22 protein-coding genes are annotated in these 22,735 nt (G+C 55.0%); 10 read left to right on the forward strand and 12 right to left on the reverse strand.

Features of this window, described 5'->3' with window-relative positions; all coding sequences use genetic code 11:
* Positions 1–10: 10 nt before the first annotated feature.
* Both AC2FI9_RS17670 and AC2FI9_RS17675 read right to left on the reverse strand, forming a co-directional pair.
* Entirely contained in the window at positions 11–1,531 is a 1,521-nt protein-coding gene (locus AC2FI9_RS17670; RefSeq protein WP_496769446.1) for a sugar ABC transporter ATP-binding protein, read from the reverse strand.
* Positions 1,532–1,602: 71 nt separating this feature from the next.
* Positions 1,603–2,619, reverse strand: coding sequence for a substrate-binding domain-containing protein (locus AC2FI9_RS17675; protein WP_496725649.1), 1,017 nt, complete (start codon positions 2,617–2,619; stop codon positions 1,603–1,605).
* 965 nt (positions 2,620–3,584) lie between these two features.
* On the opposite strand from AC2FI9_RS17675, the gene aspT reads away from it, so the two are divergent.
* The gene (gene aspT / locus AC2FI9_RS17680; RefSeq protein ID WP_496769448.1) at positions 3,585–5,285 is read left to right on the forward strand and encodes an aspartate-alanine antiporter; all 1,701 of its coding nucleotides are present in this window, start codon (positions 3,585–3,587) and stop codon (positions 5,283–5,285) included.
* 107 nt (positions 5,286–5,392) lie between these two features.
* On the opposite strand, the gene AC2FI9_RS17685 is transcribed toward aspT, so the two are convergent.
* The 6 genes from AC2FI9_RS17685 to urtA all read right to left on the reverse strand — a co-directional run bounded on the left by AC2FI9_RS17685 (position 5,393) and on the right by urtA (position 14,069).
* Positions 5,393–7,024, reverse strand: coding sequence for a bifunctional aspartate transaminase/aspartate 4-decarboxylase (locus AC2FI9_RS17685; RefSeq protein ID WP_496769449.1), 1,632 nt, complete (start codon positions 7,022–7,024; stop codon positions 5,393–5,395).
* 1,080 nt (positions 7,025–8,104) lie between these two features.
* Complete coding sequence (gene urtE, locus AC2FI9_RS17690; RefSeq protein ID WP_496725652.1) at positions 8,105–8,800, reverse strand: urea ABC transporter ATP-binding subunit UrtE; 696 nt, start codon at positions 8,798–8,800, stop codon at positions 8,105–8,107.
* Between the two features lie 3 nt (positions 8,801–8,803).
* A complete protein-coding gene (gene urtD / locus AC2FI9_RS17695; protein ID WP_496769451.1) occupies positions 8,804–9,544 on the reverse strand; it encodes an urea ABC transporter ATP-binding protein UrtD in 741 nt (246 codons plus the stop codon).
* Positions 9,541–10,770, reverse strand: a complete 1,230-nt coding sequence (gene urtC, locus AC2FI9_RS17700) for an urea ABC transporter permease subunit UrtC (protein WP_496769453.1) — start codon at positions 10,768–10,770, stop codon at positions 9,541–9,543. Before urtC ends, urtD begins: the two co-directional genes overlap by 4 nt.
* A gap of 3 nt (positions 10,771–10,773) precedes the next feature.
* Positions 10,774–12,726, reverse strand: a complete 1,953-nt coding sequence (gene urtB / locus AC2FI9_RS17705; RefSeq protein WP_496769455.1) for an urea ABC transporter permease subunit UrtB — start codon at positions 12,724–12,726, stop codon at positions 10,774–10,776.
* Positions 12,727–12,788: 62 nt separating this feature from the next.
* Complete coding sequence (gene urtA, locus AC2FI9_RS17710) at positions 12,789–14,069, reverse strand: urea ABC transporter substrate-binding protein (RefSeq protein WP_496769457.1); 1,281 nt, start codon at positions 14,067–14,069, stop codon at positions 12,789–12,791.
* Positions 14,070–14,512: 443 nt separating this feature from the next.
* Here urtA and AC2FI9_RS17715 point away from each other — a divergent pair, with 443 nt between their 5' ends.
* From AC2FI9_RS17715 to ureG, 9 genes are all read left to right on the forward strand, one after another.
* Positions 14,513–15,280, forward strand: a complete 768-nt coding sequence (locus tag AC2FI9_RS17715) for an urease accessory protein UreD (RefSeq protein ID WP_496769458.1) — start codon at positions 14,513–14,515, stop codon at positions 15,278–15,280.
* Between the two features lies 1 nt (position 15,281).
* The gene (locus AC2FI9_RS17720; RefSeq protein WP_170519446.1) at positions 15,282–15,584 is read left to right on the forward strand and encodes an urease subunit gamma; all 303 of its coding nucleotides are present in this window, start codon (positions 15,282–15,284) and stop codon (positions 15,582–15,584) included.
* An 18-nt stretch (positions 15,585–15,602) separates the two neighbouring features.
* Entirely contained in the window at positions 15,603–15,764 is a 162-nt protein-coding gene (locus AC2FI9_RS17725) for a hypothetical protein (RefSeq protein WP_496725659.1), read from the forward strand.
* Positions 15,761–16,093: an urease subunit beta gene (locus AC2FI9_RS17730; RefSeq protein WP_496769460.1), complete on the forward strand. Its 333-nt coding sequence runs from the start codon at positions 15,761–15,763 to the stop codon at positions 16,091–16,093. Before AC2FI9_RS17725 ends, AC2FI9_RS17730 begins: the two co-directional genes overlap by 4 nt.
* Positions 16,068–17,828: an urease subunit alpha gene (ureC, locus tag AC2FI9_RS17735; protein WP_496769462.1), complete on the forward strand. Its 1,761-nt coding sequence runs from the start codon at positions 16,068–16,070 to the stop codon at positions 17,826–17,828. Before AC2FI9_RS17730 ends, ureC begins: the two co-directional genes overlap by 26 nt.
* Before the next feature lie 130 nt (positions 17,829–17,958).
* Complete coding sequence (locus AC2FI9_RS17740; protein WP_170519457.1) at positions 17,959–18,180, forward strand: DUF1127 domain-containing protein; 222 nt, start codon at positions 17,959–17,961, stop codon at positions 18,178–18,180.
* 31 nt (positions 18,181–18,211) lie between these two features.
* Positions 18,212–18,664: an urease accessory protein UreE gene (locus AC2FI9_RS17745; RefSeq protein ID WP_170519459.1), complete on the forward strand. Its 453-nt coding sequence runs from the start codon at positions 18,212–18,214 to the stop codon at positions 18,662–18,664.
* On the forward strand, positions 18,630–19,301 hold the full coding sequence (locus AC2FI9_RS17750) for an urease accessory protein UreF (RefSeq protein ID WP_496769464.1): 672 nt from the start codon (positions 18,630–18,632) through the stop codon (positions 19,299–19,301). The genes AC2FI9_RS17745 and AC2FI9_RS17750 overlap by 35 nt, the downstream gene beginning before the upstream one ends.
* A complete protein-coding gene (gene ureG, locus AC2FI9_RS17755; RefSeq protein ID WP_170519465.1) occupies positions 19,298–19,927 on the forward strand; it encodes an urease accessory protein UreG in 630 nt (209 codons plus the stop codon). The genes AC2FI9_RS17750 and ureG overlap by 4 nt, the downstream gene beginning before the upstream one ends.
* Positions 19,928–20,453: 526 nt before the next feature.
* On the opposite strand, the gene AC2FI9_RS17760 is transcribed toward ureG, so the two are convergent.
* Genes AC2FI9_RS17760 through AC2FI9_RS17775 form a run of 4 tightly spaced genes read right to left on the reverse strand, consistent with a single transcriptional unit; the run spans position 20,454 to position 22,552 of the window.
* Positions 20,454–20,891, reverse strand: a complete 438-nt coding sequence (locus tag AC2FI9_RS17760) for a c-type cytochrome (RefSeq protein WP_496769466.1) — start codon at positions 20,889–20,891, stop codon at positions 20,454–20,456.
* Between the two features lie 8 nt (positions 20,892–20,899).
* The gene (locus AC2FI9_RS17765; RefSeq protein WP_496769469.1) at positions 20,900–21,766 is read right to left on the reverse strand and encodes a CopD family protein; all 867 of its coding nucleotides are present in this window, start codon (positions 21,764–21,766) and stop codon (positions 20,900–20,902) included.
* A 2-nt stretch (positions 21,767–21,768) separates the two neighbouring features.
* Positions 21,769–22,110: a copper resistance CopC family protein gene (locus tag AC2FI9_RS17770; protein WP_496769473.1), complete on the reverse strand. Its 342-nt coding sequence runs from the start codon at positions 22,108–22,110 to the stop codon at positions 21,769–21,771.
* 10 nt (positions 22,111–22,120) lie between these two features.
* Entirely contained in the window at positions 22,121–22,552 is a 432-nt protein-coding gene (locus tag AC2FI9_RS17775) for a c-type cytochrome (RefSeq protein WP_496769475.1), read from the reverse strand.
* Positions 22,553–22,735: the final 183 nt, after the last annotated feature.

Raw genomic sequence — 22,735 nt, forward strand, 5'->3', positions numbered from 1 at the left:
TTTTCTCCGCTCATGCAACAGTGGCCTGCGCATCCATGACCGAGGCCAGATGCATGATGTTTTCTTCTGTCATATCCTCATCCGTTACCTGACCGCTGATTTGCCCTTCGCGCACCACCAGCACCCGGTCACACACACCGATCAGTTCCGGCAGCTCCGAGGAGATCACCACGATTCCGACGCCATCCCGCGCCAGATCCCGCAGAATGCGGTGGATTTCAGCTTTTGCGCCCACGTCGACCCCGCGGGTCGGTTCATCCAGAAAGATCAGCCGCGGGTTCACCGACAACATCTTGGCAAGCGCCACCTTCTGCTGATTGCCACCTGAGAGCGACGACACCGGATCGGAGAGGGATCCGTATTTCAAGTTTAGCTTTCGACCCAGCGCTTCGGCCTGCGCCTCCTCCGAGGCCGATTGAATCAACCCCAGCCCATTGGCTACCTGGTCGGGCTTCAGGGCCGAAATATTGGCCGAGATCGGCAGGTCCAGAAACACGCCGTCGCCTTTGCGGTCCTCGGACAGGTAGACCATGCCCTTTGCGATACTGTCCTGATAGGTGCGCAGGTTTAGTTTTTCGCCATTCAGCCAGACCTCTCCCGAGATGTCGCCTTCCAGACGGCAGATACCCTTGGCGATCTCGCTGCGGCCTGCACCGATCAGCCCGGCGATGCCCAGAATCTCACCCTTTTTCAGGCTGAAGGATACATTGCGGAACCGCGTCGCCTCGGTCAGGTTGCGCACATCCAACAGGATATCGTCCGATTTCTCGTCTTTGGTCTGTTTCTCGGGATACAAATTGTCGATCACCCGTCCGACCATGGCATTGACCACGTCCGAGGGCTGAATCTCTGCCACATTCTGCGTCACGATATGTTGGCCATCCCGGAACACGGACACCCGGTCGCAATTGTCGAATATCTCGACCATGCGGTGCGAGATATAGATGATGGAAATACCTCGATCCGCCAGATCACGCATGATCCCGAACAGGGTTTGGGCCTCGGCCTCGGTCAGTGCGGCGGTGGGTTCGTCGAGGATCAGGATACGGCAATCAAGGGTCAGCGCCTTTGCAATCTCGACCAGTTGCTGGTTCGAGATCGACAGGTTCTTGACCAAAACGGCCGGATCAATATTGCTGAGCTGGCGAAAGACGTCGCGGGCCTCATGCTCTAGCTTTTTGTAATCCATCAGCCAGGACCTGCTGACATTTGTCTTGGCCATAAAGATGTTTTCGGCGACTGACACATCCGGGCACAGGGCGATTTCCTGATGGACAAACCCGATACCTAGACGCTGTGCCATTGTCGGCGAGGTGATCTTGACCGGCTTGCCATCCAGCGTGATCTGCCCGTCATCGGGTTGCAGGATGCCATCGATCACGTTCATCAAAGTCGATTTACCGGCCCCGTTCTCGCCTGCGATGGCGTGTATCTCACCTTTGCGCAGTTCAAAGTCGACACCGCGCAAGGCTTTGACTGGGCCAAAGGACTTGCTGAGGTTCGAGATTTTCAGGATCACATTGTCTTGCATGACACCATCGCGCCCAGTTTCGTTTGGGGTGGGCGTTGCCTTCGATTGCAAGGCAGCAACCTTTTCGGGGATCAGGCCGGATCGCGGCCTTCCATATAGACGTTCAGGTCAAAGCTGTCGGCATTGTCCTTGGTGATGACGGCAAAGCCGTTGTCCATGAACGGGATCTGAACGGGGTTGAAACCACTGGTTTGCCAGTCGTTGAACGGGTCAAAGACATCCGCCCGATTGGCCAGGTGCACCGCCATGAAGCCCATGAAGCCCTGCACACCCTGGTTGGGGTTCAACGACATGTGAATGTTGCCTGCCTTGATATGTTCCAGCGTTGTAGGCGTCACATCCGCGTGCATGATCAGCAGGTCCGAGTTCGCTTCCAGCTTGGCCGCAACCGCGCCTTCGGCTGAACCTGCCTCAGGGATCCAGATCGCGGCCACATTCGGGTTGGCCTGAATGATCGACGCAGTAGCGCGATAGGCGGCGTTGCTGTCCTGATTGGTGGCCTGACGACCGACCAGGTTCATGTTCGGATAATTCTCTTCCATATATGCGACCAGGGCCGTCACGCGTAGGTCGTGGTTCGATTGGCCCGGGTTCTCCAGCACCGCATATTCCGCGCTGTCACCCACTTGCTTGACAATCTCTTCGGCGGCAAATTTCGCCTCGGCCAGGTTGTCCGACGTAATATACGCGGTCCGGTCCGAGTTCGGGCTGTCGGCGGCAAAGGTCACGATCTCGGTTCCATTGCCGATGGCCCGGTTGATCGGCTCGATGAACGGGTCCGACTGCATGGGGTGCAGCAGGATACCGGCGGGGGTCTTGACCAGATCCTGTTCGAACGAGGCGATTTGTTTGGTGATATCGTAATCGGGTGTGCCCGAGAACACCGTTTCGCAGCCGAATGCCTCGGCCGCCTGTTTGAAGCCCTGGTAGACAGGCACCCAGTAGGGGTGGCCCGAGACCATGACGTTCATGATATACGTCTCACCGGGTTCGCACATGATCCCCTCAGCCGCCGCCGGAGCTGCGGCCGAGATGCTGCCGACGAGTGCAGTTGACGCAAGAACTGTCTTGAGTTTCTTATAGTTCATGGAATTCCTCCCTAGGTCGATTGCTCGTCGCTCCTGAAATAGATTTCCTCCACAGCATCAGGAACGCAAGAAATTTCAGTGTGCGCATTTTGTTGCACAGCTTTATTCATAGGTGGAGCGTGCGCTTGGTCAACGAAGTTTAGGAAAATTCCCAAAACTTGAAAAAAATTTCACAAATACTCGCGCTGTGTCGCCGACTATCGGTTGTTTCGCAATCTATTGTAAAAGCCAATCTAGGCGGTTTACTGGACACATCTATCCTGCGGATAATGCAATTTGTGGACAGCTCCGGTGTTGCAAGGGTTTTCTTTGTGATTTTGATCGTTTTGCGTAGCGGTCATTTGTGCGGCGCGTTTGACCGCTGGCCCTGATGAAATCCACTTGCTGGATCCCTATCAAGCCCGAAGTGGACATTGGATTTGAAGCACACTTGGCGGGTCAGCGGAAAAAGCTGCCAGCCCGGATGACCGTCTTTTCTCCAGCGTAAATTTGTTGGTTGTCTTCCAATAGACCCACTAAAAGTCGCACGTCCACAAGGCCGCCATACTCTCGGAACTGGAATTGCCTGAGAAAGAGACTGAAGACTTAAGTGCGTTTACGAAGACGCTATCCTGTACACAGTCGCCCGAGATTCAAACTTATGGCTTCATTCCTGCAGAGCAGGTCAGAAAAACAAACGCCGTTCGCTGCAACTTGCGTGAGTAATTGCAGCTTGTCCGAAGGGTACACAAAAATCCATCGGGATGGCCAAAACTCACTCCCCAAAAACAAAGAGTGAATGGTGTGACTACATTCCAAAATGTTGCTTTTTAGGTTCCAAATGCACCTGCCCTTGAAAAAGTTTATTCCGAGTACTTTCGAAAAACCCGCACGACGCCCATCGTCTAAATTTTTTTGTTTTCAATACAGTAAGGCGCTGTATCTTGAACGGAAAGGACCACCGTTGGGACGCGGGAGATTTCACAATGGAATTGATTACAGAACAACTGCGCGCCTTCCCGATCATGGCACTGTTTCTTTGTCTGGGTCTGGGATACGGCGTAGGGAAGTTTCGGGTCGGCAAGTTCGAACTGGGGGGCATCGCTGGTACGTTGTTGGTGGCGGTCTTCATTGGCCAAATCGGCGGTATCAACCTTAGCACCGATGTTCAGAATGTATTCTTTTCCCTCTTCATTTTTATGGTTGGCTATAATGGCGGGCCTCAATTTTTTGCGGCCTTGAACCGAACTGCGCTGACCAAGTTACTTGCCGCGTTTATGATGACCCTTTGGGGGTTGTTTTTTGTTATTGTTGTTGCTCGGTTGGCCGGCTTGGACAAAGGGTTGGCGGCTGGATTGGCCGCTGGTGGCCTGACACAATCTGCAATCATCGGCACCGCTGGAAATGCCATCGATCTGCTTGGGCTGGCCGCAGATGAGGCGGAAAAGCTAAAAACTAACATCGCCGTAGGATACTCGGTCACTTATATCTTCGGCTCGATCGGCCCGATTTTGGCAGTTAGTGTCATTCCAATCATCATGCGTGTCGACCTGCGAAAAGAAGCGATTAAGCTGGCTCAGAAACTCAGCGGCGGCGGTCGCAAACTAGAGGAAGGTGAGTTCCTTCCTATGAACCGGTTTGACGCCCGAGCCTATCAGGTAAATGCCGATGCAACCATTGCCGGAAAACCCGTCAAAGACATCGAAAGCGGCTATGATGGCGATCTGATCGTCGAACGGTTACTCCACGATGGCGCTCCTGTGGATCCGAATCCTGAAACAGTAGTCAATGCAGGAGACGTTGTGGTCGTCTCCGGCCTCGTAGCGACTTTGACCCAGTTCGAGCGTAGCGCCAGTGGTGAAATCGGAGAGTATCCTCCTGAACTGACGGTTGTAGAGGAACGTCGTAACGTAGTGGTCACCAACCGCAAACTGACTGGCAAAACGTTGGCAGAATTGAGCGAGGCTCTGACTGCGGATCAGAGGCGCGGTGTTCATATCTCAAAGATCACCCGCATGGGCCATGATGTCCCCGTCTTGCACAACACTGAGATCCACGCAGGGGACGAGGTCAGTATTGTCGGTCACAAGGACGATCTGAACCGAGTTGCGAAAGTCGCGGGCTACGTTCCGCCTTCGGCCTCGGTAACCAATTTCATTGCATTGGGGATCGGCGTGGCCATCGGCTATCTGATAGGAGAGATCAGTTTTGTCATCGCGGGAACGAAGGTGGCTTTGGGGTCCGGCCTTGGTTGCTTGGTGACTGGGTTGATCATCGGCTACATGCGCATCCGGCGACCCAAGATCGGCGGTATTAACCGTGGAGCCGCGAATTTCCTTCAGAGCTTTGGATTAGCTGTGTTCGTTGGTGTCGTTGGCCTCAATGCGGGCAAGCCCGCGCTAGAGGCGATTCAGGAATATGGGATCACGCTGCTGCTGTTGGGTGTAGTGGTTACATTGATGCCCATGATCGTGCAGTTCCCAATCAACTATTTCGCCCTGCGTATAAAAAACCCGATTGAGGCCTGTGCGGTTGTGACCGGATCACGCTCGGGCAATCCCGGTTTTGCGACACTATTGGAAAAGGCTGGAAACTCGACTCCCACACCGGCCTTCACCATGACCTATGCCGTGGCCAACATCTTCCTGACGCTCTGGGGGCCGCTGGTTGTGGCTTTTGTTCCGTAAGTCAAACCGGAAATGGGCGCGACAACCGGGATCCTAACTTGGAAGGGTGGGATCAGCGTGTGTGGCAACCATCACGCTAATCCGTTCCTCATTGCTATTGCTAGATTTCAACCGTGCAAAGGCAGTCCTTGCGAGGCACGGTAGGCCTGCACGTAACCAGTGGCCACTGCGCGCACCGCTCTTCCGATCTGGCGGTAGGCACTATCATCCAAATTGGCGAACGATACCCGCGCCGACCAGTTGGGCGCTTCAAAGCCCGATCCATTCAGCAAAACGATCCCGTGATCCTGAGCCAGTTTGAAGGATATATCTAGCGGGTGGACATTCTCCTTAATCCATTCGACCACCTCTTCGCCCACGTATTTCCGGAGCCAGAATTCGAAGTCGATGATACCGTAGTATTTGTCGAATAGCGGGTTATCTGGAACTTCGATGCCCATCCCTTCGACCAATTCGTCAAAGCGATGCTTTAGAATACCCCAGCAGAATTTCTGATAGGCTTTCTCTTCGTCCATAAGCTCGACCAGTGAAAACAAAGTCATCATCACCTGCTGCGGCAGTGATAGACCTGCGGTGTGGTTCAGCGCGACATCGCGACTGTCAGCAACGATCCGGTCAATGAACTTGAACGAGGATGGATCGGGCGTCAACGTTTCGTACCGGGCGTTGACGACGGCCTTGGTTTCGTCCGGAGCCTCCGCAATCATCTTGTCGAAGATGTTGTTCTCGGCCACCAAAATCGCGCCCAAACGCCACCCGGTACAACCAAAATACTTGGAGTAAGAATAGACCCCGATGGTATTCTCAGGCAGGTGCCCCAAGATGGACTGAAAGTTTGGAACGAAGGTCCCGTAAACATCGTCAGTCAGAATGATCAGGTCCGGGCGGCGGTTCTTTACGAACTCGACAAGCCGAGTCGTGACTTCAGGGCTGATTGCAACTGATGACGGGTTGCCCGGGTTGACCAGAAATAGTGCTTTGACTTTCGGGTCGGACAAAATTTCGAAATCATCGTCGTTCAGTTGAAAGTGGTCCTCTTCTTTCGAAGATACATCCACTGTGTTCAGCCCGTAGTCCTCAAGTACCGGCATTTCCAGATAGGGCGTGAAAATCGGTGTGCCCAACGCAATGGTGTCGCCGGCATTCAGCAACCGCTGGTTCTTGAGTGCCTTGAAAATGTAACACATCGCAGCGGTTCCACCCTCAACTGCGTAGATATCGAACTTCGCATCCGGTCGGTTCCCCGCGCACATCGCCCACATGACGTATTCGTGGACAATCGCCTCGTTGTGCTCCATGCACCGGTCGGGCATCGGGTAATGGTCGCCAACAATACCGTCGGTCAGCTCAAGCACGAAATCGTCTGGCGTAAAACCAAATCTCTCAATCGCAAAATCCACTACGGCCACCAAAGTTTCCGCCCCTGGAGGGCCGTTTCCTTCAACCGATTTGGCGCAATAAGCTTTTAGCCGGTCATAACAGCCTGGCCCTTGCGGCATCCCAGCCAAACCGACCTGCGGTTCATTCCGATGGCGCTGAGCTTCTGCCATAGCGAACTGCCCTAAAAGGAAAAACGCCTCCCGCGCTTTAGTGGCGATCCAGTTAGGGTTCCCTCGACCGGCATTAAGATATGGCAGAGCCATCTGCCGCGCCTCTTTTTGCGCCAACTTGATAAGTTCGTCTTTGATTTGGAAAGGACTTAGGTTTTCAAATTTATGCAGGTTGAGCGATTCTGGCATGACATCAAATCCTTGCGCTAAAACAGATGACGTAGTTTAGCGGATCGCATGCAAGGCATTGTGTCAATTAAAACAACGCTAATTGAAGGGAACGGTGTAAAACCGAAGACTACTAGTCTTCGTAACAAGCCTTGGGCGTAACCATTTTGCAAGGCAGACAGAGTGATGGAATTTACGCCGAGGCTTTGGGCTCGGTAGTGACATCCCACGAACATTTGCAAAGTTCTCTATCTGCGCATAGCTGCCATTTTTGAGGATCCATGCCGCAACTGCAGCGAACGGCAGCTTGGTGGCCAGACTGTTACTTTTTCAGTTCGACAGAATGATACAATCGCAACTTGCGGTGGGGTTTTCTTCCCCACCATTTTCCTTTCGTGGGCCAGCGGGATTTGGACAGGTCAAACGCTCTGGCCGTCAGTGTGAGGGCGCGGCCCTCCCCCTCGGGCAACCCTATTAGACCGGCCGTGTCCTCGGCCGTGCCTGCGGGCCGCACCACCCCTGCCGATTAGCATTGCCTCGCCCCCTCCCGCGTTCGCCACGTGGCAGATCAGCAGGAACAGGCGGCTTCGCCGTCTGATCTGCAAATCAGCCCTGATTTCCGGAAGGGAAGTCAGATCAAACGAAACAGTCTACGGGAGAACGAAAAAGGGGGTGTTGGGTCAGTTTATGACGCAAAGGTCAATTTCGTCTGACGTCCAACTGTCGGGCGACACATAGTTTTGCCACTCAATGACAGCTAAGCTGTTGATTTTGAATCATGCGGAAATTCTTCTGCGCACAGGTTTTGCCATTTGCGACTCAAAAGCCTTCCACAACATGGGTACTTTTAGTTAGCCGTCATTACTCGAAATACGGTGAAAGCTGGGAAAGCGTCTACGTCGAACTTCAGCACGAAATGAAGTCCGTCATGTGATCAAATATTCTTGCCCTTCAAGGAAGGAGACACCGAACGACGGGATTTCAGAAGAGAATACAGTTTCAATTGAACGTGTTCAGAGGATCAAACCAAATCCCGAGCCTAAATTTAACCAAGTTTTGCGTTTCATTCTTCAATCCTGAAACCCATTTCAAGCATCTGCTTTAGACAGTTACGGCCTGCAACAACTTATCGCGTGTCACGTCTTCCCTAGTGCCGTTGATCAAGACTTCTCCGCGTCGCAACACGATAAATCTGTCGGCAAGGTCATAGGCAAAGTCAAAGTATTGCTCCACCAGGATGATTGCCATTCCGCTCGTGGTTCTGAGGTGCCGGATGACTTCGCCTATCTGTTGGATGATGTTGGGCTGAATTCCTTCGGTCGGCTCGTCCAACAGCAGCAGGCGTGGCCGCGTGATCAGTGCCCGCGCGATCGCCAGCTGTTGCTGCTGACCGCCAGAAAGGTCACCTCCACGACGGTTTTGCATCTGCTTGAGAACCGGGAACATGTCAAAAATTTCATTTGGAATAAAATGCTCGCTGGCTGCCAGACAGGCGTACCCCGTTTCAAGGTTTTCGCGAACTGTGAGCAAAGGAAATATTTCACGACCTTGTGGAACATAAGCCACGCCTTTCCACGCCATTTGATGAGCAGGCAGGACACCCAAAGGTTTCCCGTCCAGTTCCAGATTGCCACCCGAGCGCAGATGCGTACCTGATATTGCTTTCATCAGGCTGGTTTTCCCGACACCATTGGTCCCCATGACACAAGTCACTTCACCTTGTCTGGCTTCCATGTAAATCCCGTTGAGGATTTGCGAATGCCCATAATGTAAAGTCAGATCCGTCAGCTTCAGCATTGTTTAGCGCCCTAGATAAACGTCGATGACGTCCTGGTTAGATGTCACGTGATCAAGACTGCCTTCAGCCAAGGCGGACCCTTCGTGTAAAACCGTGACTTTGCAATTCAGGCGTCGGACAAATTCCATATCGTGTTCCACCACGACAACGGCACGGATTTTGGCGGCTTGTACCAGTAAGTCGGTGGTGTGTTCGCGCTCCTGCGGTGTCATGCCGGCGGCAGGTTCGTCCACCAGCAAGAGTAGTGGCTCCTGGGCCAGCAGCATGCCAATTTCCAGCCATTGTTTTTGACCGTGGCTCAGTTCACCAGCTTTGCGGCTTAGGTCTTGATGCAGACCGATTTCGACAGCCAGATCTTCAACTTTCTGCAAATCCTCAGTGGTGGTTCGATAGAAAAGCACGTGAAGCCAGCCACGTTTGTTCTGAAGCGCCATCAGCAGATTTTCGTGCACGGTCTGGTCTTCGAAAACCGTTGGTTTCTGAAACTTCCGCCCGATCCCAGCCTGCGCAATTTTTGCTTCGGAAAGTCCCAACAAAGATAGGGATTTCTCTCCCCAGATGACACGCCCTTCATCGGGCCGGGTTTTACCTGTGATGATGTCCATGAACGTAGTCTTACCGGCCCCGTTCGGGCCGATCACTGCGCGAAGCTCAACGTCGCCGATCTGGAACGACAAGTTGTTGATAGCTCGGAAACCGTCGAAAGTGACCGAAACACCGCTAACCTCAAGCAAAGTGTTCATTCCATGGCCTCCTTCTCTCGCAGAGCGCCGTCACCCGGTCCCAAATTTGCCCCATGCCTGTCCGGGTGGCGGCGATCGGTCCACAAGTCGAACAATCCTCCGATGCCCTGAGGGGCAAACAACGTAACCAACACGAAAGTTACGCCCAGTAGCACCTGCCACCAATCAACCCATTTGATCGTATAAAACCCAAGCGGAATATCCGGGGCCTGCCCGCCCGTGAACCACGTGCTCAGAAGGCTGACAAAGGCTGCGCCAACTACCGCGCCGTACAAGCGGCCTCGTCCACCGATGGCGACCCAGACGGCCAAATAGATCGAGGCGATGGGGGCCATCTCCTCGGGATTAATGATGCCAGCTTGCGGATAGTAAAGCGCGCCGGCAATGGCTGCGATGCAAGCAGTCAGGGTGAAGACGGCCAGCTTGTAGACCTCGACCGAGTAGCCAAGGAAGCGCACTCGTGCCTCGTTATCGCGAATGCCGCGGATGACCGAGCCGAACTTGCCTGACACGATCCATGCGGCCAGCATATAGCCCAGACCCAGCGCCAGTGCTGAAGCCCAGAGGAACCAGATCGACACCACGTCCTGCGAGGCGGTGACACCTGGCAGGTTCTGCAAGCCGGACAGCCCGTTATTACCGCGCAAGCCGCTGTCGTTCTGGAACAGGTACAGGGCCAGCGCCAGAGTCATAGCCTGGGTCAGGATCGACAGATACACACCGGTGACACGGCTCCGGAAAGCCAACCATCCAAAGATCAGCGCCAGTAGACCAGGGACCAGCACGATCAGGATCAGTTGCAGTGTCAGGCTGTGGGAAAACGCCCAGATCAACGGAAATTCCGACGATCCGACAACGCCAAAGACTTGTGTAGCGATGGCGTCCACCACCTCGGCCGAAGTCGGTGGAATTTCGGCCTGTGCCAGCGAGTCTACCACGATCAGGCGTGTACGCTCGTACATCAGCCACATACCGATCATGTAGCCGCCCAGCCCGAAAAAGGCGAAGTGGCCCAACGACAGGATGCCAGTGAAGCCCCAGACCAGATCCATCGCCACTGCGATCAGGCACAGGCACAGGGTCTTGCCCAGTGTTTTAACGAAACTGGTCGAGATTACGCCGATCCCGAAACCCTCGGACAGGATGGTCACGCTCAGGGTGAACAGGGACAGGATGGCAAGAAAGACCAGCACGGATGGGTTCTTGGAGATAAAGCTGCGTTCCATGGCTCAATCCCCCGCCGCGCGGCCCTTGAGGGCGATGATGCCCCTTGGCCGGAACTGGATGAAAATGATGATGAAGATGATCATGTAGGTTTGCGCCGCGAGGGTGTTCGATGGGTTCATCCACTCGATCCCTTTCTGCAGGAAGCCGATCATTCCGGCACCCGCCAGCGCGCCCCAGATGTTGCCGACACCGCCGACAACGACGGTCATGAAGCTTTGTACGATATAATCGTTGCCCAAATCTGATGTGACCTTGGCAAAGAGGCCGATGGCGACACCCGCAATCCCGGCGATGCCCGAGCCCAGCCCGAAGGTCAGCATGTTCACCCGCCCCGGATTGATCCCCATCGACCCCGCCATGCGCGGGTTCTGCGTCACCGCGCGCATCTCAAGCCCCAGCCGGGTCCGTTTCATGATGTAGAGGAACAGCCCCAGAAAGATCATAGCCAGCACGAAGATCGCGATGCGGATATAGCTGATCGCGACCACGTCGTTCAGCATCCACGCCCCGTTGAGCCAGCCTGGAGCGGTCAGCGGACGAGCCTGTGTACCAAAGATGTTCTTGGCCAGTTGCTGCAGGGCAATTGAGATACCGAACGTCGCCAGAAGTGTCTCCAGCGGCCGGGCGTATAGCCAGCGGATCACCAACCTCTCCATTGCGACACCCATGGCAAATGTCACGGCAAAGGCCATGGGGATTGCCACGACGATCGAAAGCGTGTGGTCAGGGATAAACTGTTGCACCACGTAGCCGGTATAGGCGCCCATCATAATAAACTCGCCATGGGCCATGTTGATCACGCCCATCACGCCGAAGGTGATGGCCAGACCAATGGCGGCGAGGAAATAGATCGACGCCAGTGAGATCGCGTCCAGCGTCAGGTCGAGTGTTTGGTTCAGGCCGACCTTCAGTTCGATCTGTTCCAGAGTTTTCTCGGCTGCTTCGGTGACCTCAGCAGACGACTCGCTGTAGGTCTCGAAGAATACATGCGCGTTTACTGCAGCGTCAATGTCTGCGTCCGTGAATAAGGCTGGCACAAGCCCGGCCTCTGCCAGAGAGGCATACGCACGCTCGCGCATTGCATCTGAACTCAGTTGCGCGACGGGAATGTCACCTACACGACCACCGACAATGTTAGTCGATAGTGCCGCTCTGATATCATCCGCTGAAACACGCGGTGGGGCGAGGTTTCCCGCAACGAGCAAGTCATATGCTTCGTCGGACGTTAAGACTTCTGAGCCCGCTTCAAGAATAACTGCGACGTTCAGGTCCGTGGGCAATTCGAGAGCGGCGTGCCGGGAGGTGACGACCAAAGGGTTCAAAGCGGCACGAACATCTACGCCCAGATCGCCGGACATTTCTTCGATTGCGGCCACGCGGGCTGCGGTATCTTCGTCAAATCCAATCGTCAGCAATCGTTCAAGCCGCTGTTTTTGCGCTTTCAATTCCGTGTCCGGTTCATCGTCTATCGAAGCCCGCAGCGGCTCTAATAGTGCGCTTTCGAGATCACGCTGAATGGATTGCAGGGCCGCCAGCCGCTTCGCGCGGTTGGGATCGGTCAGTTGGAACTGCACCAACGCTGTCCCAATCATCGCGCGGATACCGCTGTTGGGCTTCAACTGCTTAAGCTCGGACTTCTCGAAGGTGCCGACGATCGCACCTGTATCGAAATCGGTCAGTTCATACGACCGCCCCTCACCTTTCTGGCCAGCGAAGAACAGACCGTCAGACTTGCGCATCCACATGTTTTTGGCGGCCCATGTCTCAAGCATTACTTGCGCCTGAGGCAAACCGCTCGACGCAATAGCATCAATCGCCGGTTTGATCGTCTTACGCGAGCTTTTGGCGATGATCTCCTGATGTTCTTGCAGGATCGGTTGCAGACCGACCTCTTGAGCGTTTGCAGTCAGGCAGGCGCACAGGATTGCGAGGCCCGCAAGGAAAAGTCGTACCATGTGGTGAAACCCGAATGTCTTTTGTGGCAAGGCGGGCAAACAAACCCGCCTTGCGTGGTCTGTTAGTAGTTCGACAGGGTCTGAACGCAGGTCTTGGTCTCGGTGTTGTACATACCGCAACCCAGCTCTTTCCAATCAGAGACCAGCACAGCCGACTCCGGAAGGAAATCAGTCCACGCGTCACCCGGCACGACTTCGGTTTCGCTGATGATATCGAACTGGCCGTCTTCCTGAATCTCACCGATCAGAACCGGTTTCGCCAGGTGGTGGTTTGGCAGCATGACGGCGGTGCCACCGGTCAGGTTCGGGAACTCCTGCCCGTACATCGCAGCGCGCACGGAATCGACTTCGGTCGAACCGGCCTCGGTCGCGGCGTTCACCCACATGTTGAAGCCGATGTAGTGCGCCTCCATCGGGTCGTTGGTCACGCGTTCATCGCCCATGGTGGCTTTCCAGGTGTCCACGAATTCTGCGTTGACCTCGGTATCCGCCGACTGGAAGTAGTTCCAAGCGGCGAGGTGACCGACGAGGTTGGTGGTATCCAGACCGGACAGTTCTTCCTCACCGACCGAGAAGGCCACGACCGGAATGTCATCTGCCGAAACACCAGCCGCTGCCAGTTCCTTGTAAAATCCGATATTGGCGTCACCATTGATGGTCGAAATCACGCCGACTTTCTTGCCATCCGCGCCTAACGCGACCACATCAGCCACAATCTTGGACCAGTCGGAATGGCCGAAAGGGGTGTAATTGACGAAGATATCGTCATCAGCAATACCCTTTTGTTTCAGATAGCTTTCAAGAATATTGTTGGTGGTTCTGGGGTAGACATAGTCCGTGCCGAGCAGAGCAAATTTCTCGACCCCCAGTTCCTCCAGGAAGTAATCGGTGGCCGGGATGGCCTGTTGGTTCGGAGCTGCACCGGTGTAGAACACGTTTTTCGATGACTCTTCACCTTCGTACTGCACCGGGTAGAACAGCAGGCCGTTCAACTCTTCGATGACAGGCAGAACCGATTTGCGGCTGACGGACGTCCAGTTGCCAAAGATTACATCCACCTCATGCACGGTAAGCAGTTCACGCGCTTTTTCAGCGAACAACGGCCAATCCGATGCAGGATCCACCACGACCGCCTCAAGCTGTTTGCCCAGCAGGCCACCCTTGGCGTTTTGCTGGTCGATCAGCATCAGCATGGTGTCTTTCAGCGTGGTTTCTGAGATTGCCATCGTGCCCGACAGCGAGTGCAGTACGCCGACTTTGATCGTGTCATCGGCCGAAAACGCCGCGGTGGCCAAAGCAGCAAATACAACCGATCCGGCGAGCGTTGATTTGAGTGAATTCATGTTTTCCTCCTGGCGGGGCCGGGAGAGAGGGCTTGCGCAATGGCGCACTCTTCTTCTACCTGATCCCCGCAACTGTTGTTGCGTTCCGTGTGGCGGTTGTGTTCGAGGTCCAATTCGCGCAGCCGTCACACACCCCCGGGTCGTTTCCGCGGTGGCACCCATACGGTTTCTGCATCGCAGCAAGCTTGGCAACTTACCATTTACCCAATTTGGGAAATCGGCGAGATGCGCCTATTTTTTCATCCAAGACCGGGGTCGCTGTCTAAAATTTAGACGCGCGATGTCGAAATAAGCAGATTTCGACACTGTAGATTAGTGTTCCGCCCCTTCAACAGAGAAACAGGTGCCACCAAACCAAGCTCTATAGGTGCCTTATTACCCAAGTTACAGCCATATTGCCCACGCACAGTGCTGTTCCACCGCGTGCTGCAGGCGCCGTCAGCTTGAGCACCAAGCAATTGGGCGACAGGACGGTGCTGAACAAGTTTCGCCAGTCCGGCTCTTTTAAGTGCCTGTTCCCCAGAACCAATACACCTGATCTTGCCGCGGTTCTCTTAAACACTGCCGGCGGTGTAACCGGCGGCGATTCATTTCGATTTGCCGGCAAGGCGGCGAAAGGAACGGCGCTGACCTTGACAACACAAGCCTGCGAGCGCGCCTACAAGGCCAAGCCGCAAGAATGTGGCCAGATTACCAATCATCTGTCTGTTGAGACTGAAGCCCGACTGAACTGGTTGCCGCAAGAGACCATTCTGTTCAATGGCAGTGCTCTGAACCGACGCCTGAAAATCGAGATGGCGCCGGATGCCGAAATGCTGATGGTAGAGCCTCTCATCTTCGGGCGCATCGCAATGGGCGAGACGCTTACCGATATCCGCCTAAACGATCAGATCGAGATACAACGCCAAGGAAAAACGGTGTTCCTTGACGCGATCCGGTTCTCTGGTGATTGGCACAAGCATCTGTCCAAGCCGCATATTGCAAACGGCGCAGGAGCGATGGCGCTGATCGTCTTTGCTTCGGAGTTAGCCGAAGGTCATCTGGATTCCATTCGCAAAATGCTGCCCGAGGACGCAGGGGCAACACTAATCCAAGACGGCCTTTTGGCTATCCGTATTCTGGCAGACAACAGCTTGGCTCTTCGCCGCACATTGATGCCGATTTTGCGCTGGTTGAACAAAGACACATTACCCCGATGCTGGATGCTCTGACATGAACCTGACACCTCGTGAAAAAGACAAACTTCTGGTCGCCATGGCCGCCGAGGTCGCCCGAAAGCGGCTGGACCGCGGCGTCAAACTGAACCACCCCGAGGCTATCGCCCTGATCACCGACGCCGTGGTCGAGGGCGCGCGAGATGGCCATTCGGTTGCCGACATGATGCAGGCCGGGGCTGAAGTGATCACCCGCGACCAATGTATGGAAGGCGTGCCCGAGATGATCCACGAGGTGCAGATCGAAGCCACCTTCCCGGATGGCACCAAGCTTGTGACTGTCCATAACCCTATTCGCTAAACCTCAGAGGAGTTCCCAATGTATCGAATGCTGTTTCCCGCCCTTATTCTGGCTGGCCCTGCCATGGCCCATTCGGATACCCATGTTCACTCCCATGGCAGTGATTATGCTCTGCTCGCAGCTGGGCTGGCATTGATCGCGGTCATCGCTGTCACAGTGATTATGAAACTGCCAAAATGATCCCCGGTGAGATCATACCCGCCGAGGGTTCACTGACGCTCAATGCCGGACGCAGCAGTCTTCTTGTTGTTGTCGCCAATACCGGTGATCGACCCGTTCAGGTCGGCAGCCATTACCATTTCGCCGAAGCGAACTCCGCCTTGGATTTCGCTCGCTATGCAGCTTTAGGGATGCGATTAGACATCCCAGCAGGTACTGCCGTGCGATTTGAGCCGGGTCAGACTCGCGAGGTTATGCTGGTGCCCTACGACGGGCGCCGCCACATCTACGGTTTCAATATGCATATCATGGGGGCTCTGAAAAATGCCGGGCAAAATCAGTCGGAGTGACTACGCCTCTATGTTTGGCCCCACGGTCGGCGACAAAGTACGATTGGCGGATACCGATCTGATTATTGAGGTCGAGAAAGACCTGATCGTTGAGCGTGCAACAGCCGCGCGTTTCAGCGAAACCGGGCACCGCGAAGACGTCTATGGCGAGGAGGTCAAGTTCGGTGGCGGCAAAGTCATTCGTGATGGAATGGGGCAATCTCAGTTCACGCGCGCCGAGGGCGCCGTGGATACGGTGATTACCAACGCGCTGATTGTCGATCATTCCGGTATCTACAAAGCGGATGTGGGGCTTAAGAACGGGCGGATCGCCAAGATCGGCAAGGCGGGAAACCCCGATACGCAGCCTGGCGTAGACATTATCATCGGTCCGGGGACCGAGGCAATCGGAGGCGAGGGCCGCATCCTGACGGCGGGCGGGTTCGACAGCCATATTCACTTTATCTGCCCACAACAAATCGAAGATGCGCTGCATTCCGGCCTGACCACTATGCTGGGCGGCGGCACCGGTCCGGCGCATGGGACGCTGGCGACCACCTGCACCCCCGGCCCCTGGCATATCGGGCGGATGTTGCAGGCGGCAGATGCCTTTCCCATGAATCTGGCCTTTGCAGGCAAGGGCAACGCCTCATTGCCCGCAGCGCTTGAGGAACAGGTCCGTGCTGGGGCCTGCGCCCTGAAACTGCATGAAGATTGGGGCACGACCCCTGCCGCTATCGACTGCTGCCTATCGGTGGCTGATGCGATGGATGTGCAAGTGATGATCCACACCGACACGCTTAACGAATCTGGATTTGTCGAAAACACCGTGGCCGCCATAAAAGGCCGCACGATCCACGCCTTCCACACCGAAGGCGCTGGCGGAGGCCATGCCCCGGACATCATCAAGATCTGCGGCGAGAACCACGTTCTGCCGTCTTCGACGAACCCGACGCGGCCCTTCACCGTGAACACAGTCGAGGAACATCTGGACATGCTGATGGTCTGTCACCACCTCGACAAATCTATTCCCGAGGACGTAGCCTTTGCAGAAAGCCGCATTCGGCGTGAGACAATCGCAGCCGAGGATATCCTGCACGACATGGGTGCTTTCTCGATCATCGCGTCTGACAGTCAGGCCATGGGTCGAGTTGGAGAAGTCTTGATCCGCACGTGGCAAACCGCAGACAAGATGAAGAAACAGCGCGGGCGCCTGCCCGAGGAAACCGGTGAGAACGATAACTTTCGCGTCCGCCGCTATATTGCGAAATACACCATCAACCCGGCCATTGCACATGGCCTGAGCCACGAGATTGGTAGTATCGAGGAAGGCAAACGCGCTGACCTCGTCCTGTGGAACCCGGCCTTTTTCGGCGTTAAGCCCGAGATGGTTCTGCTGGGCGGCACGATAGCCTGTGCGCAGATGGGCGATCCCAACGCGTCGATCCCTACACCGCAGCCGGTTTATAGTCGCCCAATGTTTGGCGCTTACGGACGGTCGGTGGAAAACTCGGCGATCACATTTGTCTCGCAGGCGGCCCATGTGGATGGGATCGGTGATACACTGGGATTGGCAAAGCAAACCGTCGCCGTCCAAAACACACGAGAAATTGGCAAGCGGAATCTTCTGCTGAACAACGCGACACCGCATGTCGATGTTGACCCGGAAACCTATGAGGTGCGCGCGGATGGCGAATTGCTTACCTGTCAGCCTGCCGAAGTTCTACCGATGGCACAGCGATACTTTATGTTCTGATTAAAATTTACGCTGCATTGCAGCAAACGCATCCCGGGCATGACCAATCGCCTACTACTAAGCGAGTGAAAGATGACAGATATTAGAACGGAAGGGAGGACCAACGTCTCGCAATTTTACGAGGGTCCCAATGGCACACACAGAAAATCAACAGCATTCCGGTTTTTCCGTATTCGGTCTGTTCTCGGCAATTGGTTCGTCGATCTATTCGGCTCTTGCTCGATTGGCAGAAGCACGATCGCGCACCGATCAAATCCAGTTCCTGCAATCGCTGAGCGACGAAGAACTGCGCAAACGCGGCCTGTCACGCGACCGGATCGTACAACACGTTTTCGCGGGTTCTATCTGGTAATAGCTACCCGTTCCACAGAGGGGGCGCTGGCATGACCATCCTCCTTTGTACAGCACGGCGGTATTCTGATCATCTACACGGCGAGCCTGCAGATGCCCTGTCGCTGACCTATGAAGACCGTTTTTTGCGGCGCAAGGTTCTGACCTGCGAAAGTGGTGAACAGATTCTCATCGACCTGGCACAAACGACTTCGTTGAACCACGGCGGCGCGTTGGTTCTGGACGATGGTCGCGAAGTGGAAATACAGGCTGCGCCCGAAGCATTGCTGGAGGTAAAAGCCCCGGATCTGACGCGCATCGCGTGGCATATCGGCAATCGCCACACGCCTTGCCAGATCGAAAAGGCTCGCCTGTTGATCCAGGTCGATCACGTAATCCGAGATATGCTTCTCAAAATCGGGGCTACCGTGCGAGAAGTGCACGAGCCGTTCACCCCTGAAGGCGGCGCCTATGGCCACGGCAGGACCCATGGCCACACCCACTGACGCCGACATCCTGACGCTGACACAATGGTTGTCCCCTGCCTATCCTGTGGGGGGGTTTGCCTACTCTCACGGACTTGAATCCGCGATTGACCGGGGAACCGTCGCGAATTCTCAGGATACCGAAGCCTGGATTTCAGATGTGCTAGAATATGGCTCTGGTTGGAATGATGCTCTGTTCGTTGTGGCGGCCTTCAATGCGCTGGACAAAGATGAACTGATCAACGTCGATGTCACGGCGCGGGCCTTTTGCGCGACATCCGAAAGGCTCATGGAAACCGAGTTGCTGGGACAGGCCTTCGGAAATGTCACCAAAGGTGTCTGGGAATTGGACCTTGGGCACTTCACCTACCCCGTCTCGATTGGACGGGCTGCAAGACTACAAAACCTTCCCTTGCTGCTGACGACCAAGATGTTTCTGCAAGCATTCGCAAGCAACCTTGTCGCCTGTGCCACGCGCCTTGTGCCACTTGGACAGACCGATGCTCAGAGGTTGATCCGTCAACTGACACCGCTGTGTGCCCAGATTGCTGAAAACGCAAAAAAGGCGAGTCTGGACGAGTTAAGCTCTACTGCGTTCTTGGGGGACATTGCGGCCATGAAACACGAAACACAATATTCGAGGATTTTCCGCACATGACCAGTATAAACGGCCCTCTTCGCGTAGGTATTGGAGGCCCGGTAGGAGCCGGAAAAACTACTTTAACCGCCGCCTTATCTGAAGCGCTGCGCGATGTCTGTTCGGTGGGTGTTATTACCAACGACATATATACGCAGGAAGATGCCGAAGCGCTGATGCGCATGCAGGTCCTGCCGCGGGACAGGATCATCGGCGTCGAAACTGGCGGTTGCCCGCATACAGCAATTCGCGAAGACGCCTCGATCAATTTGGCCGCCGTCGCCGAGATGCAGACACGTCATCCGGATCTCGACATTGTTTTGATTGAAAGCGGAGGCGACAATCTATCAGCCACATTCAGCCCGGAACTGGCGGATCTGACCATCTACGTGATCGATGTCGCCGCAGGCGAGGAAATCCCCAGGAAAGGCGGACCGGCGATTACGAAATCGGACATCCTTGTAATCAACAAGACCGACCTTGCGCCGCATGTTGGCGCTTCGCTGGAGGTTATGGAACGTGATGCGCAAAGAATGCGTAAAGGACGGCCCTTCTTGTTCTCGTCACTTCGTCACAGAAGCGGGGTCGACACAATTGTGGATCTGCTTGTGAAAGGGGGAGGTTTAGAGGTTTCGAAAGCGAGTTAGCTCCCGAGACGAAGAGGCCAAGTTATCGATGCTCAAAGCTGATTGGACAAACCGAAAGCACGATCATCATTTTGGCATTTGTCTGGATGTAATATTTTGTTTTTGTCTGCAGGCTAACTGCAAACGAAATTCACCACGGCATTTTTGACAAAATTTGTTAAGAAAAACCTTTTCCTTGACCCGCTTGTTGCGTATCCCAGCTATCAGTAACCAGCGTATCGAATGGCAAGTTTTCGCAACCATCGGGTGACTTGCCGCGCTGTAACAAACCGCGAACGTCGTTGAAGCGGTGTTATGTGAAGCGATCTCTGGTTGAGTGATGGCCGTTCAGTGGAACAAGTTCTAAAGGCTGCCTCGCGGGACAAAGCACCAATTCGCTGCGCTAGCGCCAAGGTCGGTAATCAAGGGCGCGCCTAGTGTTTTGGGCGCGCTCAGTTCTTCGACCTAATCCTGCCGGACTATGGCACTGTAGTCGCCGCGCAATTGAAGTGTCACCGCACCGACCATGTGGCGAAGGTTGTCATCCTTAGTCATGCGGTGGGTTGCGGCTCGCTTGAATTTCCTGAACGCGCTCGGGCCAAGTGGACCTTATGTAGGCGAGAATGTCCCAAATATCGTTATTGGTGAGGGTATCACCAAATCCAGGCATGCCACTTGCAAAGCCGTCGACGCCACGCGCGGCTAACGCCTCCTCGCCACCCAGTAGTGTGTATTCGAACAAAAGCTGGTTGTCGTGGTGCCAGGTATGCCCGGTCTCGTCATGGGGTGGTGCAGGCAGAATGCCGTTGTCGTCAGGCGTCTGCCAATCCGGCTGCCCTTCGAGATTGACGCCATGACAGGACGCGCAGTGTTCGGCGTAGAGGGTCTGTCCATTGGTCAAATCCCGGTCGTCCATTTCATGACCGGCACTTGCACTCGTGGCGAAGCTGAAAAATGTGACGATCAAAAAGTCGAGCCTGGTCATGCAATACCTCAGTTCGGTAGGGTCAAAACACTGGTGAGCGTCGCGGTTGCTGCAAGGATCACAAGAATGATTACTGCTTCGATTTCAATGGAGCGTACCAAGTGGCGGGCAGCTTTTTTGTCCCCGGATTGCATGGCCGGGACGAAGCGGAGTTTGTTTGCAGCGGCCAACATCAGGACCGCGCCTACGAGCGCGAGTTTGATTAGCAGGGTTTGCCCGTAGCTTGTTGTCATTAACGCCCACATATCGCCAAGCAACATCCAAGCCATCAGCAGTCCCGCCAAAATCAATACAGGAACAATAATCGAAGCCGCCTGCCCAAACCGATGCCCCAACATGGCCGCGTTGTTCAGATATTCTGGCCGTTGGGACAGGGCGCGCAACGGCCCAAGGATACCGATCCAAAACGCAACTCCCAGAAGGTGCAGGAGCAATAGCAATCGGACGCCGGTTTTCTCCAATGCGGGGACATGCCCGACCTGAGCAAATGACCAAAGCGCGAACAATCCGCCTGCAAATGCGACCCATTGGCCGACTAGGGGTATAAATATCCCGAAGATTATCAGAACCGCCCCGACAACCCGATAGATCAGAACGTCTCCAACCGGGGTTTGCCACAACAGACCGAGCATTTCTGGATCGGTCATACCATCGGCTCCACCCGTCAGGGCGGCACCACGCAACATGAACCCAAGGACAGAGCCCGCAAGCGCGAGCCCCGCCAACATAGCAATCTGAACACGCATCTTATCGCCAAGTGGTAACACTAGGTCGGCAAAGACAGCCCGAATGATCAAAAGACCCGTCGTGCCACCAATGCCGACATACAGCATCAGCTTGGACAGTATCGCGCCTATTCCCCAGATATCGGGCATGGTCAATCTACTATGAAGGTGAACTCGCCCTGCATGGCGTGCCCGTCTGCCCCCAAGCCACGCCATTCAATGCGATAGATGCCTTCGCCCATGCTCTGAACCGGGAGTTCAAACGCGCGGCCAAATTTTGTTTGATCTCCTAGGTCGAGCGTGACGGTATGAGCCTCCTGATGGATCATGTTGACTTTTGTCAGGCGAATATCATCCGCGAATTTGAAACTGATCTCAGAGGGCACTTCGGCAACAGTCGCGCCGTTTTCGGGTGTGGTGGTGTCCACGCTCGAATGGGCAAACGCGTTTGTGGCAAGCATGGAGATCAATACCGATGTGGTGAGCGTCTTCATTGGGGGTTCCTCAGTTTATTCCATTAGCGCGCTGGATTTCGCGGATGTAGTCGATGACCATAGCCACATCGCCACGGGTCAAGCCTTCAACCGGAGGCATGTCGCCAAACTGCCAGTGGTGGCTTCTGACGCCCATTGCGACCGCGCGTTGAAAGGACTCGTCTGCATGATGGCTGGGTTCATAAATTACATGGATCAGCGGCGGACCAGCGCCGTCAACGCCGACCGCGTTGCTGCCGTGGCATGCGGCGCAGGCGTTGTCGAATATACGCTGCCCGATGACGGCATTTCCTTCGATAAGCGGCATCTGAATTGCTACCATTGCATCGCCTTCGGTAGCTGCCGACTGCGCGGCTTCCTCAACTGGCGCGGGGCGTAGAGTGATGTAGGCAACGACAGCTGCCACGGCGCACGCGCTGATCAGGAGATATTTTTGGTTCATGTACTGGTCCTAACCTTATGTAACAGAGTGGTGCCGCAATAATTTGCAGCACACTGGAACGTGTTCACTGCCGCGAACAACGTTGGAATTCTGTTTCAAGTGTTAGGTGGCCGGTCCGGGTTGTCCGGTTCATTGAGCGTCGAAAGGCTTGTGGCCCGCAATGCTAATTCGACCGCTGCTTGG

It is taken from the genome of Ruegeria sp. CDSA246 (assembly GCF_059611225.1).